Genomic DNA, 13,800 nt, shown 5'->3' on the forward strand with positions numbered 1-13,800 from the left:
CGGCGCAGAGACTCCTGCCATGAGCGACACGCGCGTCGGCGCCACGCTGACCTATACCGGAACGGCCACTCCTCCCACGCCCGCGCAGGTGCCGGTGGACCCGGCCGGGCTCGTCGTCGCGCTGGAGGTGCCGGCGGGGGTGGTGTTGCTGCGCGCGTCGCTCGCCCTGCGCGCCCCGGGCGACGACGTGACGGTGAACCTGATTCCCACCGCCACGCTGGCCACGAGCACCGGGCAGAACGTGGTGGACGCGAGCCAGGCCATCACCTGGCTCAGCCTGGACTGGGGCTCTCGGCGGCCCCTGTCCTCGATGGAGCTGACCCTTCCGGCGTCACCGACCCAGACGGCCAAGAAGGGCCGCCTCAGCATCGCGGAGGGCGGCGCCTGGTATCCGCCCACGCCGTCCGACACCGTGGGCGTCAACGCCGTGGAGCCCCTGCCGGGCATCTTCGCCAGCCGCCTGCTGGTGGAGTTCGTGGAGGCGAACAACTCCCATCCTCCGTTGGGGACGCCGAAGACGCTGTCGGCGACGAAGCTCGCGAGCCTCACCCTGCGCGCGCCCGCGCGTCCGCCGGACCTCACCGCCTCCGCGGGTACGGGCTCGGGCGCGCTCTTCTTCCACCAGGCGCTCCCGATGAACGCGCGCCAGGAGCTGGTGATGGAGGACGTGCTCACCCAGGCGCTCCAGCGCGCCTGGCCCGCGAACCTCGAGGCGGGCCGCGTGACGGTGTCCCTGCGCGCCTCCGGCCTGGGCATGTTCGACCGCGTCCGGCTCGCGCTGGACACGCTCGATGACATCCGGCGCTTCAGCGACGGCGCCGAGGAGCGGACGCTCGCGCTGGACACGGACGGCACCGCCATCGCGAGCGTCTCCGTCCCAAGGGACCGCGCGCTGTCGGAGGTGCGCTTCCACGTGCGCCACGCCTTGCGCGACGAGCACCTGCCGCTGATTCCGCGTCCACCCGCGCGGCCCTCGCGCGCTCATCGCTGCGGCTCCGGGCGCTCCGCCGCACAGGCCTTCATCGCGTCGCGTGCTCCGGGGGCGTTGACGGCCGTGGACCTCCACCTGCGCCCGGGGACGCGCCAGGTGACGGGCACCGTCGCCCTCCACGCGGACGTGCACGACCGGCCCGACGAGGCACCGCTCCCGGGGAGCGCCGTGCCACTGCTGCTCGAGGCGTCGGGGCCTCCGCCGTGGACCGCGCGCTGGGTGTCCTTCACGCTCCCCAAGCCCCTCGCGCTGAACAAGGGGCGCTGGTGGGTGGTCGTCACCACCGACGAGGGAGAGGTCCTCTGGAGCCTCCTCGAGCCCGCGTCCGGCACACCCGAGCCGGGAGCGGTGACACCGGACACCACGCTGCATCGCACCGAGCCGACCGGCCCCTGGCTGCCGCGCGACAGCGAGCTGCCCGGAGAGGCCCCGGGAGCCGCGCCGCTCTGGGCCTGCGCCCGTCCCCGCCTCCGCCCCTTCGCGCCCGTGCCGCCGCCACCGCCCCGGCTCCAGTTGCGCTGGGGCACGAAGGTGCTCGACGTGACACCGGATGGTGACGGCGTCGTCCACCTGGACGCCCAGGCGCTGGCGGTGCTCACTCCGCCCGGTGGAACGGGCGAAGCACCACCGCTCGAGCTCATCGTCCAGTCCCGCGTGGCCGGTGAGGTCACCCTCTCCGGACTCCAGGTCGTCATCCCCCGGCAGGAGACGTACGCGCTCTTCCCGAGATAGCGAGCCCCCATCCCATGCTCCTCGCCATCGAGTCCTACTTCCACGATGTGCTTCGCGCCGCGATGCCCGAGTCGGTGGAGGTGTCGGCCGGCCCGTCAAAAGGCCCCTCCACCGATATCGATGCAGGAGTGGAGGTCATCGCCACGCGGATGCGGCTCGCGTTGCCCGAGGGCGATGACCTCACCTCGCTCCGCCAGCCGTCCTACTTCGCGCAGGTGTTTCGCTGGGCCGGCGATGGCATACGCAAGGACTTCGCCCTGCCTGCGAACGCGGCGGGCCAGGTGGTAGAGGTGGAATCGCCACCAGGGCGTCCACTGCGACGGGGGGACGACTACGTGGTGGAGGAATCCATGCTGCGCCTTTACCGCGCGCCCGCGACCGCCAGCGAGGCCGTGGTGGCCTACCTGCGAGGCTCGCGCGCCGCAGGCTTTCTTGAGCGACGTCGATGTGAGGTGAGACTGTCCATCCTGGTTTGGGTGAAGACTGCCGTCGGGGACGCGGCTCCGCTGATGTCCCGCGCACTCGCCGCAACCCTCGCCGCGTCTGCGGACATGGGTAACCTGGAAGATGAGAACACGGACGCAGAGACGTCCGGAGTGCGTCTGCGATTGCTCCAACCCCAGGCCACCCTGGTGGATGTCCAACGCACCTTGGAGTTGCAGGATGCAACGGCTTACTTCCGCGCCCAGGCGAACTTCCTGGTCTGCGGAGAGCTGGAGCAGCTCGTCTCGCTCGGCACGCCCGAGTCCGAGGGCATCATCCTCGAGGTGCGGCGGGAAACGTAGGATTCACAACAACGAGACCAAACCGCAATTGCAGCAACTCCAACATGTGTTGTCCCATCGACATTCGGGCGCGAGTACCCACGCACGCGCTCCGAACCCAAAGGACATCGACATGCCTCGTCATCTGTCGACCGTGCACGCGCTGACCGCGCTCACCGCCTTCGTCACGCTGTCCACTGCCTCCGCCGAGGAGCGCGGCGAGCCCGTCGCCCCCCAGGCCACGCCGCCCGCCGTGGTCGTCACCGAGAAGGCTTCGCCCCAAGCGGCGCCCACGTACTCGGACGCGAGGATGGAGTCGGTGGCGCGGACGTGCGGCGCGGACGCCATTGGCAGCGTCACGCCGGACGGGTCCATCCGCTGCCAGTCCAAGCCAGCCACCCTCGCGCAGACCGGCCCGCGGGAGCTGCTGGCCGGGACGTACTACGTGTCCATCCCCGCCATCGCCTGCACGCCGCAGGGGACCGCGGCCGCGGCGACGACGGGCCAATGCAGTGGCGGCGGCACGCTCCGGACCGATGGGGACAACCTCTTCCCCTGCACCGTGAACGCCAACGCCACCCGCAACACCTTCGTCTGCGGTCTGGACCTCCCGAACGGCGCGCAGATCCAGGAGGTCATCGCCTACGGCCTGGACTACTCCACCGCCGGATACTTCGAGGCGGCCATCTGGAGCACGGGGGATACGACGTTCGCGCCCACCTACTTCAGCAGCTTCGGAGGCACCTGGCAGTCCTCGGGTGTGGCGTTCAACGGCGGCTTCACCAGCTTCCCCATCTTCTCCGCGTCCCAGCCGGCCCACACGGTGACGGTGGGTAACCGGTATACGATTGGCTTCGGCACGCGCGACCCCAACGCGAGCGTCAATTTCTACGGCTTCCGCGCCCGCTACTTCCTGCCGTGAGCCGCGCGGCCTGGGGTGAGGCATGGACGCGCGGGGCACGCCTCCCGCGCACACCATCCTGGCCGGTGAGCGGTATGTGATTGGCTTCGCGGCCAGGGACCCGAACGGGTTCACCTGGGTCGGCGGCTTCCGCGTCAATGACTACCAGCCCTGACGTCCGCAGCATGGCGGCCCCTTCCTCTCAAAGGAAGGAGCCGCCACGTCTGGCCACCCCACCCCATCCGCGAGATGAGCCACGCCGCGAGTGACATCAATCACACACCCAGCCACACCTAACCATGAAATCCAGACAAAATAGCCAATCCTGACAAATCTCCCGCGACAATTCCCGCCCCCGCTCGTTCAATCCAATGCATGGGAGGCCGGCACACCGGCGCCCATGTCATTCCAGTCAGCATTCGAGCGAAAGGGAGACACATGGCGTCCTACGTCAGAGCTGTTTCGAGCGTGAAGGGTTTGCGTTGGGGTGCGGTGTTGCTGGCGGGCCTGGTGGGCTGTGAGCCCACGACGACGAAGGAGCCCGCGACGAAACACCAGGAGGTGGGCTCCCTGGAGGAGCAGGCCAGGCTGCTGACGGCGCCTCCGGGCTGTGAGGAGATCACCCTCGGGGAGATGGCCAATGGCGTCGAGCTGACGCCGGTCATGTACACCAACCAGCCCACGCTGCGCGGCGACTTCAGCAGCTTCGGAGACCCGGCCGCCCGGGACCGGGCGTTCATCCGCCTGGACGTGGACACGACGCCGGGCCTCTACAACCTGGCCACCGCGGGCGGAAACACCTTCGCGTGCGACCAGTGCGTCTTCGGGACGAAGGACTCGGGCGCGGCCACGCAGAAGGACCTGGTGGCCGAGTCCGGCACGCTGCTGCTGGCGCTGAAGGTGTCCCCCGACCAGACCATCGGCGCGCTGGCCAACGTGGTGCTGCGCGAGGCCGTGGACGCCCCGCCCCTCAACGCGCCCTTCTGGGGCAGCGCGCTGGTGCCGGGTGGGGAGTGCAAGTGGATCCGCTTCGCGACGTGGAACACCGTGCGCCAGGGCGGGTGTGATCCCCGCCAGGGCTCGCTGACGGCGAACCTGCCGGACACCACGTGCGTGCCCACCAACTACGTGGCCTCGGACGGCACGCTGGAGCGCTCGCTGGGGACCAAGACGCAGGGCGAGGCGTGCACCACCACGCCGGCCGCGAGCGAGTACGAGCTGGCGTCGACGGACTGCGAGCAGGGCTACACCTGCACGGACCTGCTGTCGGAGAACGCGCAGTGCACCCAGACGTGTGACTTCCTGGCCGCCGACCCCGGGTGCCCCGAGGGCATGATGTGCGGCGTCTACGGCCTGTGCACCACGCAGGCCGTGCTGCAGTCGTTCGGCTTCCGGTTCGACACCGCGCCGGTGGGCTCCACGTGCACCCCGGGCGTGACGTTCGCCGAGTTCTGCGGCAGCGAGGGCGCGCGCGGCACGTGCCTGGACCTGGGCCGCACGGGCACCGCCACCTGCCTGCGCTACGAGCGGGCCCGCACCAACTGCGGCCCGGGTGAGGAGCTGGGCTACTTCAGCTACTCGCGTCCGCCCGGCGGCTTCGACCGCACCATGGGCTTCTGCTACCACGACGGCCTGTAGTCACCGCCATTCCTCGCGGCCCGGGTGCCTCACGAGGCCCGGGCCGCGCGTCCACCGATGCGCGAGCCCGCGTCCTCGGGCAGCCGGCGGAACAAGAACCCCGCCAGCGAGGACACCACGCCGATGGCGATGAAGGGCAGCAGGAAGCGGTCCGGCGTCAGGGGCAGCTCGCCGGCTCCGCGCGCCAGGTGCAGCATGAGCGCGCCGAAGCTGATGCCCACGCTCAACGCCATCTGCTGCGTCACCACCGCCATGGTCGACGCCTGGCTCATCTTCTCCGGGGGGATGTCCGCGTAGGCCACGGCGTTGATGGCGGTGAACTGGAGCGAGCGCACGAAGCCGCTGACGAACAGCGTGACGACGATGACCGGGATGGGCGTGCCCACGCGGAACAACGCCGGCACGGCCGTCAGCACCGCGGCGGCCAGGTTGGAGCCCGTCAGCGTGGCGCGGAAGCCCAGCTTGCGGATGACCCACGGCGCCAGCGGCTTGCAGGACATGGCCCCCAGGCCCGTGCCGATGGTCATCATGCCCGCCTCGAAGGGGCCCCATCCCAGGCCCACCTGCAAGAGCAGCGGCAGCAGGAAGGGCGTCGCGCCCAGGCCCATGCGCACCAGCCCTCCGCCCGCGATGCTGGCGCGGAACGTGGCCACCTTGACCAGCCGCACGTCCAGCACCGGCCGATGGCGCCGCAGCGCGTGGCGCACGTAGAGCACTCCCGCGCCGACGGCCACCAGGGCCATGCCCAGCTGCGTCTCCGGAGGCACCAGCCCCACGCCCAGCGTCTCCACCGCGACAATCGTCAGCGTGATCGCCACGGCGGCGATGGCATAGCCCTTCCAGTCGAAGGGCCCCGGGTGCGGCTGCGGCAGCTCCGGGACGAAGCGCGCCACCGCGAGCATGCCCAACAGGCCCACCGGGACATTGACGAAGAAGATCCACGGCCAGTCGGCCACGCCCAGGATGAGCCCGGCGATGGGGGGACCGATGAGCGGCCCCACGAGCGCGGGCATGGTGAACCAGCTCAGCGCGGACACCAGCTTCTCGCGTGGCGCCGAGCCCACCACGATGAGCCTGCCCACGGGCGTCATCAGCGCGCCGCCCAGCCCCTGCAGCGTGCGGAAGAGGACCAGCTGCGGCAGCGTGCGCGAGAAGCCGCACAGCACCGAGCCCAGCAGGAAGACGCTCATCGCGACCATGAAGACGCGACGAGGTCCGAAGCGGTCCGCCACCCAGCCGCTCGCCGGCGCGAGCACGGCCAGGGCCAGGATGTACGAGGTCAGCGCCAGCTTGAGGTGGATGGGGTCCGTGCCGAAGGCCGCGGACAACGTCGGCAGCGCGGTGGACAGCGCGGTGGAGTCGACGAACTCCATGAACAGCGCGCTCGCCACCGCGATGGACGCCAGCCGGGAGCCTCTCTGGGAGGACGCGGGCGGCGAGCCGGGTGGAGAGGAGCCAGGGGAGTCGGACACCTCTCTTCTATGCACATGTGGCCGCGCGACTGTCACGCTCCACGACACTGCGCGCGGGCGGCCCCTCGCCCACCCTGCCACCGGGCGGCCGGCACTCGGCCGACGCCCCGGCGGAATCACGCACGGGGCGCGGGGGACTCGTCAGGCCGGTCGCTCCAGCCGGCCATCCGCGTGCCGGGCGAAGCGCCCCTCCTCGCGCGCGTGCACCGGGTCGTCGCTCTTCCAGGGCCACCCGCCGAACTGGGTGCGCTGGTAGTCGTTGAACGCCTGGACGATCTCCTCCCGCGAGTTCATGACGAACGGCCCGTGCTGCACGACGGGCTCGTTGATGGGGCGCCCCTGGAGCATGAGCAGCTCCGTCTCGTCCGGCCCGTTCTCCAGCAGCGCGTCCGCGTCCGGGCGCAGCTGCAGCACGTGCCGGGCGGGGACGTCCCGGCCGCCGACCTTCAGCGCCGAGCCCTTGAAGAAATACACGAAGCGGTTGCTGCCGCGCTGGGCCGCGGGCAGCGTCCAGCGCGCGCCGGGCGACAGCTTCACCGTCCAGATGGCCACGTCCGAGTCCACCCGCGCGGCCCAGGACTTCGGCGGAGGCGACGGCGGCTTCGCGTCCCCCAGCCTGCCGGCCACCACGGTGACCTCGGTGGTGCGCCCCGCCTCGTCCTTCGCCACGTGGCGGGGGATGGCGTCGTCCCAGAGCATGGAGAAGTGCGGCGCCACGAGCTTGTCGGCGCGCGGCAGGTTGAGCCAGATCTGAAACAGCTCCACGGGGTTGGGCGCGTCCTTCTTCAGGAGCGGGAACATCTCCGAGTGCAGCACGCCGCTGCCCGCCGTGAGCCACTGCACGTCCCCGCCGCCGAAGCGCGCCGCGGCGCCTAGCGAGTCCGAGTGATCCAGCAGCCCGCTGCGGACGATGGTCACCGTCTCGAAGCCCCGGTGCGGATGCTGCGGGAAGCCCGGCACCACGGTGCCGTGGTACATGTTCCAGCCGTCGCGCCCCTCGAAGTCCTGGCCCAGCTGCCGGCCCGCCAGCGACGCGGTGGGCCCCAATTGCTCGTTGCCCTGGGGGTAGGCGTCGACGTGGTGGACGCAGAACAGGAACGGGTCCGGCGTGGGCCAGGGCATGCCCCGCAGGGGGCCCATCCCCAGGATGACGGGTGGCGCTTCACTCCCCTTCGACGACTGGCTCATCCCCTGCTCCTCTGCCTTTCCCGGGCTCTTCGTGCAGCTCGCCGTGGTGGTGGCCCCCGCCACCGCGAGCAACCGCAGCGCCGCTCTCCGACTGACTTCCTCGCTCAAGGGGCCTCCTGCCACGCGTGACGCCGTCCGGAGCCTCTAATCCCGGCCAGCCCGGGGCGCATTCTTTCACGTCCGGGGCCCGCCAGCCCGCTCCCCGTACACCTTCGCCCGGGGTTGCCGTAGGGTTCGCCCGCCGTGAGCCCATCCCCCACCTTCGCCGTGTCCCAAGAGCGCGTGCGCGCCATCGACTGGCTGCGCGGCATCGCCGTGCTGTTCATGGTCCAGACGCACTCGCTGGCCCTGCTCACCCCGGAGCTGCGCAAGAGCGTCTGGGTGGGCCGCCTGCTCAAGGTGGACGGGCTGGTGGCCCCCGCGTTCATCTTCTCCGCGGGCTTCGCCCTGGCCCTCGTCATGGTGCGCAGCGCCGCCGCCGGGAAGCTGCGCGAGCGCGTGCCGCGAAACCTCCGCCGCGCCTGCGAGGTGCTGCTGGTGGCCTCGCTGGTCAACTGGGCCTGGTTCCCCCTGCTGAGCGAGCCGAGGTGGCTGCTGCGCATGGACATCCTCCAGTGCGTGGGCGTGTGCCTGCTCCTGATGTTGCCGGTGGCCGCCCTGCTCGCCTCGCGTCCCCGCGTGCTGGCCGGACTGAGCCTCGCGCTGGCGTTCGCCGTCTTCGCGGTGGCGCCGCTGGGGGAACAGGTGACGGGGCCGTGGGCCACGCTGACGAACAAGTCCTCCTTCGCGCCGTTCCCCCTGCTGCCCTGGCTGGGCTTCGGGTGGCTGGGCGCGTTCGCGGGAACACTCGCGGGGGCGTGGGGCCGGCGCGCGCTGGCCCTGGCGTTGCTGGCGCTGGTGACGGTGGGCGCCGTGGGCGCCGCGTCCGGCGACTTCCTCTTCCAGCTCTACCCGCACCACCGCTTCTTCGTGGCCAACCCGTCCAACTCCGCGGCGCGCTTCGCGTGGGTGAGCGCGGTGCTGCTCGGCTTGATGTGGCTGGAGGGGCGCGTGGCGGAGGCGAGCGCGCCTTCGCGCCTGCGGCGGTTCATCGAGGTGTTCGGCACCTCGTCGCTCTCCGCGTACTTCTTCCACGAGATGCTGCTGTTCTACCGGCTGGGGGGCGTCTTCTCGTTCCAGCGCTTCTGGGGGGACCAGAGCGACTGGCCCCAGTACTGGCTGCTCACCGCCGTGCTCATCGTCGCCACGTGGATGCTGTGTCTGGCGTGGGACGGGCTGGAGCGCCTGGTGAAGAGCGCGCTCCGGGCCGTGACGAAGCGCCCGCGTGGGGCGCTGACGTCAGTGGGAAGCTGACGCCAGCTTCTCGAAGGCGGAGATGACCTCCGGCGGGGCCTGCACCAGCTCGATGAGCACGCCCTCTCCGCTGTAGGGGAACTGCTCGTTGGCCTTGGGGTGCACGAAGCAGATGTCGAAGCCCGCGGCGCCCTTGCGGATGCCGCCGGGGGCGAAGCGCAGGCCCTGCTTCTCCAACCACGCCACGGCGACGGGCAGGTCATCCACCCACAGGCCCACGTGGTTGAGCGGCGTCTCGTGGACCCGGGGCTTGCCCTCGGGGTTGATGGGCTGCATCAGGTCCACCTCCACCTTGAAGGGGCCCGCTCCGGCCGTGACGATGTCCTCGTCCACGTTCTCGCGCTCGCTGCGATAGGTGGAGTGAGGCGTCAGGCCCAGCAGGTCCACCCACAGCTTGCGCAGGGGGGCCTTGTCGGCGGCGCCGATGGCGATCTGCTGGACGCCCAGGATTCGGAAGGGTCTCGAGGTCTCCATGGAGGGGCACCCTGTCACGGGAAAATCCGGGGGAATAGACCCATTTCCCAGGTCGTGCGTTTCGAAGCGGCGAACGTCGTATCCGTCCCCCGGAGAACGCATGTCCCAGTCCTTCCTGAAGCGCCGCCTGAGCCAGTGGGGAAGTGCCCTGCTCGTCGCCTGCACCCTGCCGGCGTGCACGTCGTCCAAGCCCACCGCGGAGGGCCTCTCCGCGGCCCCCCAGGCCGACTACAAGCCTCGGGCCGCCCACCGTGATGACTCGGCGCAGGACGGCGCCAAGGACGAGCGCAGGGAGAAGGCCCCCGCGGGCGCCGTGGCGCAGGCGATGCGGCCCGAGGCGCCCAAGGCCGACCCCCACACGTTCGCCGAGACCGAGCACGACGAGTCCTCCGCGGTGGAAGGCGCGCCCATGGAGGAGCCGAGCGCAGTGATGATGGCCGCGCCTCCTCCGCCGAGCCCCGCCACGCTGGGCGGCGCGGGCGCCGCGCCCAGGGCCATGGAGCTCGCCAAGCGCGCGGCCCCCGGCCCCAGCAAGAGCATGCCCAGCCTCCCCACGCGCAAGCCCGCGCAGGACACGCTGGCCCCGGCGGACGCGGACACCACGCACCAGGGCAACACGTTCGAGAACTGGAAGCCCAACGCCTTCACCGAGACGGCCAAGGACGCGCTGTCCACCTTCGCCGCGGACGTGGACACCGCGTCGTACACGGTGGCCCGCCGCTACCTGCAGCAAGGCAACCTGCCGCCGGCCTCCGCGGTGCGCGTGGAGGAGTTCGTCAACTACTTCAAGTACCGCTACGCCCCGCCGGAGAAGGGCGCGTTCACGGTGCACCTGGAGGCGGCGCCCTCCCCGTTCGACTCGAAGCGCCACTTCGTGCGCGTGGGCGTGCAGGGCAAGGTCGTCTCGCGCTCGCAGCGCAAGCCCGCGCACCTGGTGTTCCTCATCGACACCAGCGGCTCCATGGCGTCGCAGGACAAGTTGCCGCTCGCCAAGGAGGCCATCAAGATCGCCGTGAAGAACCTCAACGAGAACGACACGGTGGCCATCGTCACCTACGCGGGCTCGACGCGGGACGTGCTGTCGCCCACGCCCGCCACGGACGTCAAGCGCATCCACGCGGCGCTGGACGGGCTGGAGTCCGGCGGCGGCACGGCGATGGGCTCGGGCATGGAGATGGCCTACAAGCACGCGGTGAAGAAGGCGTCCGGGCAGGTCATCTCCCGCGTCGTGGTGCTCACCGACGGCGACGCCAACATCGGCAGCGTGTCCCCGGAGTCCATGCTGGAGAGCATCCGCAAGTACGTGGCCGAGGGCGTCACCCTCACCACCGTGGGCTTCGGCATGGGCAACTACCGCGACGACATGATGGAGAAGCTGGCGGACAAGGGGAACGGCAACAGCTTCTACGTGGACAGCTACAAGGAGGCCAAGAAGGTCTTCGAGACGCAGCTGACGGGCACGCTGGAGGTCATCGCCAAGGACGTGAAGCTGCAGGTGGAGTTCAACCCCGCCTCGGTGAGCCGCTACCGCCTGGTCGGCTACGAGAACCGCGACGTGGCGGACAAGGACTTCCGCGACGACAAGGTGGACGCGGGGGAGATTGGCGCGGGCCACAACGTGACGGCGCTGTACGAGGTGGAGCTGGTGAAGGGCTCCAGGGAGTCGCTGGCCACGGTGCGCGTGCGCGCCAAGGCGCCCAACGGCACGGAGGCCTCCGAGCAGGCCTTCCCGCTGGAGCGCTCGCTGCTGCGCGAGTCGCTGGAGGCGGCCTCGCCCGACTTCCGCTTCGCGCTGGCCGTGGCCGCCACGGCCGACGTGCTGCGCGGCAACCCGGCCGCCGAGGGCTGGAGCCTGGCCACCGCGCAGAAGCTGGCCGAGGGCGCGGTGGGCGGTGACGCGGACCGCGCCGAGTTCGTCCGGCTGGTGACGCAGGCCCGCGCGCTGTCAGGTGCCTCGGCGCGCGGTCGCTGAAGAGACGTTCGCTGTCGGGGGTCGTGGGGTGGAAGGCCCACTGGGGGAGCCTTCCACCCCACTTTCTTTTCCGACACGCCCGCTCAGAACGCGAGGACGGTGCCCGGCGTGGTGCTGGTGAAGAAGTCGGGGTAGGACACCACGAACTCCGAGCCGGTGCCCGTCTCACCGTAGATGACGCCGGCCTTGGTCCCGTAGGACGTCAGCGTCGTGCCGTCCAGCTCGATGGCCACCGACGTCAGGTCAATCGTGCCGGACACCTGGTGGCCATCCCGCCGGACGATGGTCATCGTCTCCGGGTCCACGTGGAAGAAGCTCAGCGTGCGGTAGGGCCCGCCGCCGTAGCTGCTCTTGTAGGTGAGGCCCACCGCCACGCCCAGCTCGTTGGCCGCGACGTACAGCGACGGGGGCGCGTAGCCGCTGGACGAGGGCAGGGACAGACTCGCCGCGGCCCACGGGCACGACGAGGACGCGCGCCGGTGCAGCTTGTTCTCCGTGACGGGAGGCACCGGGGCCTGCGTCACGACCACCGACGTCACCTCGAACGTGCAGCCCCTGGACGTCGCCGTGGACGACAGCGCCGCCTCCCGGGCCTCCAGCGTCTCCTCGCGCTCGCTCCCGGGAATCTCGCCACCGCAGGCGGAGAGGACGGACATCGCACAAAGACAGACAGACTTCTTGAGGAACCCCATGACGTGACAACCCCCGATTCAGGAATACGGCGGCGGCACCGTACCACCCCCGCAATGCCTTGCATCCGGAATCGCAGCCCAGACAAAGGCTCACGCGCTGAGAACTCCAACCCCATCCTCTCTGTCTCCGAGAATCACCTGGAGGCCCGGCCCGCCCGCGGCCGCGCTCAGTACGCGACGACGCTGGGCGGGGTGGTGCTGGTGAAGAAGTCCGGGAACGTCGCGATGAAGTTGCTGCCGCTGCCCGTCTCGTTGGGGCTGATGATGCCCGCCTTCGTCCCGCCCGCGGTGAGCGTGGTGCCGTCCGCGCCGATGGCCAGGTAGCCCAGGAAGACGCTGCCGGTGCCCAGGTACACGGCGAAGCCGGTGTTGCGCACCACCGTCAGCAGCTCCGGGTCCACATGCCTGATGCCCACGGTCCTGGGCGAGCTTCCGCTGTAGCCGCTCTTCACCGTGAAGCCCGCCGCCACGCCCAGGTCATTGGCCACCAGGGACAGGCTGGGGGTGGAGTTGACGGAGGTGCCCAGCCCGATGCTGGCCGCGGGCCACGCGCACGTCCCGGAGGCCAGCCGGCTCAGGAAGATGTCGTGGATGGGCGGAAGCGTGCCCGCGCGCACCACCGAGGTGAGCTCGAAGACACACCCACGGGACACCGCCGAGACCAGCTCCGCCTCGCGGACGTCGAACACCTCCTCGAGTCCGCCCGTGGGCTCCTCCACACCACAGGCCGGAAGGACCATCGCCGCACAAAGAGAGACAGCGCGTCGGAAGCTTCGCATGACGTGACAACCCCCTGGTTCGCGAACAGCGCCCGCACGCTAGCAGCCTGCAAGTCATTGCACCGACATTTCCGGGCAACGGGCCCGGGCACCGGGAGGACGCCTTGCGGTATCCTCCGCCACGTATGCGCCCATCCCACCTGTCCTCCCGAGTGCTGCTCGTTCCCCTCGCCGCCTCCCTCCTCGCCTGCGGCGGCTGCGGAAAAGATGACCCCTCCGGCGGAGGCGTGCCGCTGGGCGAGGAGCAGAAGGGCATCGCGACGTTCTACGACGCCACCGGCGCGGGCAATTGCAGCTACGACGCCAGCCCGGACGACCTGATGGTGGCGGCGATGAACACGCCCCAGTACGCCAACAGCGCCGCCTGTGGCCAGTGTGTGGACATCCAGGGCCCCAGCGGCTCGGTGCGAGTGCGCATCGTCGACCGCTGCCCTGAATGCGAGGCGGGCCACCTGGACCTGAGCCGCGAGGCCTTCGCGAAGATCGCCGAGATGCGCCTGGGCCGCGTGGACATCACCTGGAAGGTGGTCTCCTGCGACGTCGCCGGCAACCTGGAGTACCACTTCAAGAACGGCAGCAACCCGTGGTGGACCGCCATCCAGGTCCGCAACCACCGGCTGCCCATCTCGAAGCTCGAGTGGCGACGCGGCGATGGCGCCTGGAAGAACGTGCCGCGCGAGGACTACAACTACTTCGTCGAGTCGGGCGGAATGGGCGAAGGCGCGTTCACCGTGCGCGTGACGTCGTCCACCGGCGAGCAGGTGGAGGACACCCTCCCCCGCGTCCTCGACGACGACAGCGTGCGCGGCACCCAGCAGTTCCGCTGACCCCGAGCGCCGCGGAC

Annotated in this window: 13 protein-coding genes; 8 read left to right on the plus strand and 5 right to left on the minus strand. The window is 70.6% G+C overall.

Annotated elements, in window-relative coordinates; genetic code table 11:
• The first annotated feature begins 19 nt into the window (after positions 1 to 19).
• The 5 genes from FL311_RS02065 to FL311_RS02080 all read left to right on the plus strand — a co-directional run bounded on the left by FL311_RS02065 (position 20) and on the right by FL311_RS02080 (position 5,026).
• A complete protein-coding gene (locus FL311_RS02065; RefSeq protein ID WP_141323105.1) occupies positions 20 to 1,723 on the plus strand; it encodes a choice-of-anchor R domain-containing protein in 1,704 nt (567 codons plus the stop codon).
• Between the two features lie 14 nt (positions 1,724 to 1,737).
• A complete protein-coding gene (locus FL311_RS02070) occupies positions 1,738 to 2,508 on the plus strand; it encodes a hypothetical protein (protein WP_141323106.1) in 771 nt (256 codons plus the stop codon).
• 112 nt (positions 2,509 to 2,620) lie between these two features.
• Positions 2,621 to 3,409 carry a hypothetical protein gene (locus FL311_RS02075; protein ID WP_141323107.1) on the plus strand — a complete coding sequence of 263 codons (789 nt, stop codon included), beginning with the start codon at positions 2,621 to 2,623 and terminating at the stop codon, positions 3,407 to 3,409.
• 22 nt (positions 3,410 to 3,431) lie between these two features.
• Positions 3,432 to 3,563, plus strand: a complete 132-nt coding sequence (locus FL311_RS45880) for a hypothetical protein (RefSeq protein ID WP_255510287.1) — start codon at positions 3,432 to 3,434, stop codon at positions 3,561 to 3,563.
• A 263-nt stretch (positions 3,564 to 3,826) separates the two neighbouring features.
• On the plus strand, positions 3,827 to 5,026 hold the full coding sequence (locus tag FL311_RS02080; RefSeq protein WP_141323108.1) for a hypothetical protein: 1,200 nt from the start codon (positions 3,827 to 3,829) through the stop codon (positions 5,024 to 5,026).
• Positions 5,027 to 5,055: 29 nt separating this feature from the next.
• Here the strand turns inward: FL311_RS02080 and FL311_RS02085 are convergent, their stop codons facing one another.
• Both FL311_RS02085 and FL311_RS02090 read right to left on the minus strand, forming a co-directional pair.
• A complete protein-coding gene (locus tag FL311_RS02085) occupies positions 5,056 to 6,417 on the minus strand; it encodes a DHA2 family efflux MFS transporter permease subunit (protein WP_141323130.1) in 1,362 nt (453 codons plus the stop codon).
• A 222-nt stretch (positions 6,418 to 6,639) separates the two neighbouring features.
• Entirely contained in the window at positions 6,640 to 7,620 is a 981-nt protein-coding gene (locus FL311_RS02090; RefSeq protein WP_194869009.1) for a pirin family protein, read from the minus strand.
• A 309-nt stretch (positions 7,621 to 7,929) separates the two neighbouring features.
• Between FL311_RS02090 and FL311_RS02095 the strand changes: the two genes are divergently transcribed.
• Complete coding sequence (locus FL311_RS02095) at positions 7,930 to 9,039, plus strand: heparan-alpha-glucosaminide N-acetyltransferase domain-containing protein (protein ID WP_141323109.1); 1,110 nt, start codon at positions 7,930 to 7,932, stop codon at positions 9,037 to 9,039.
• Here the strand turns inward: FL311_RS02095 and FL311_RS02100 are convergent.
• Positions 9,025 to 9,513 (minus strand): VOC family protein, encoded by a 489-nt coding sequence (locus FL311_RS02100; RefSeq protein WP_141323110.1) that lies wholly within the window; start codon positions 9,511 to 9,513, stop codon positions 9,025 to 9,027. The genes FL311_RS02095 and FL311_RS02100 overlap by 15 nt on opposite strands.
• Positions 9,514 to 9,613: 100 nt before the next feature.
• On the opposite strand from FL311_RS02100, the gene FL311_RS02105 reads away from it, so the two are divergent.
• A complete protein-coding gene (locus FL311_RS02105) occupies positions 9,614 to 11,485 on the plus strand; it encodes a VWA domain-containing protein (RefSeq protein ID WP_141323111.1) in 1,872 nt (623 codons plus the stop codon).
• Between the two features lie 83 nt (positions 11,486 to 11,568).
• Here the strand turns inward: FL311_RS02105 and FL311_RS02110 are convergent, their stop codons facing one another.
• Positions 11,569 to 12,141: a hypothetical protein gene (locus FL311_RS02110; protein ID WP_141323112.1), complete on the minus strand. Its 573-nt coding sequence runs from the start codon at positions 12,139 to 12,141 to the stop codon at positions 11,569 to 11,571.
• A 203-nt stretch (positions 12,142 to 12,344) separates the two neighbouring features.
• Positions 12,345 to 12,917: a hypothetical protein gene (locus tag FL311_RS02115; RefSeq protein ID WP_228556625.1), complete on the minus strand. Its 573-nt coding sequence runs from the start codon at positions 12,915 to 12,917 to the stop codon at positions 12,345 to 12,347.
• A 164-nt stretch (positions 12,918 to 13,081) separates the two neighbouring features.
• Here FL311_RS02115 and FL311_RS02120 point away from each other — a divergent pair, with 164 nt between their 5' ends.
• Positions 13,082 to 13,783 (plus strand): expansin EXLX1 family cellulose-binding protein, encoded by a 702-nt coding sequence (locus FL311_RS02120; protein ID WP_141323114.1) that lies wholly within the window; start codon positions 13,082 to 13,084, stop codon positions 13,781 to 13,783.
• Positions 13,784 to 13,800 lie beyond the last annotated feature (17 nt).

Source organism: Myxococcus sp. AB025B, assembly GCF_006518215.1.
Classification (GTDB): domain Bacteria; phylum Myxococcota; class Myxococcia; order Myxococcales; family Myxococcaceae; genus Myxococcus; species Myxococcus fulvus.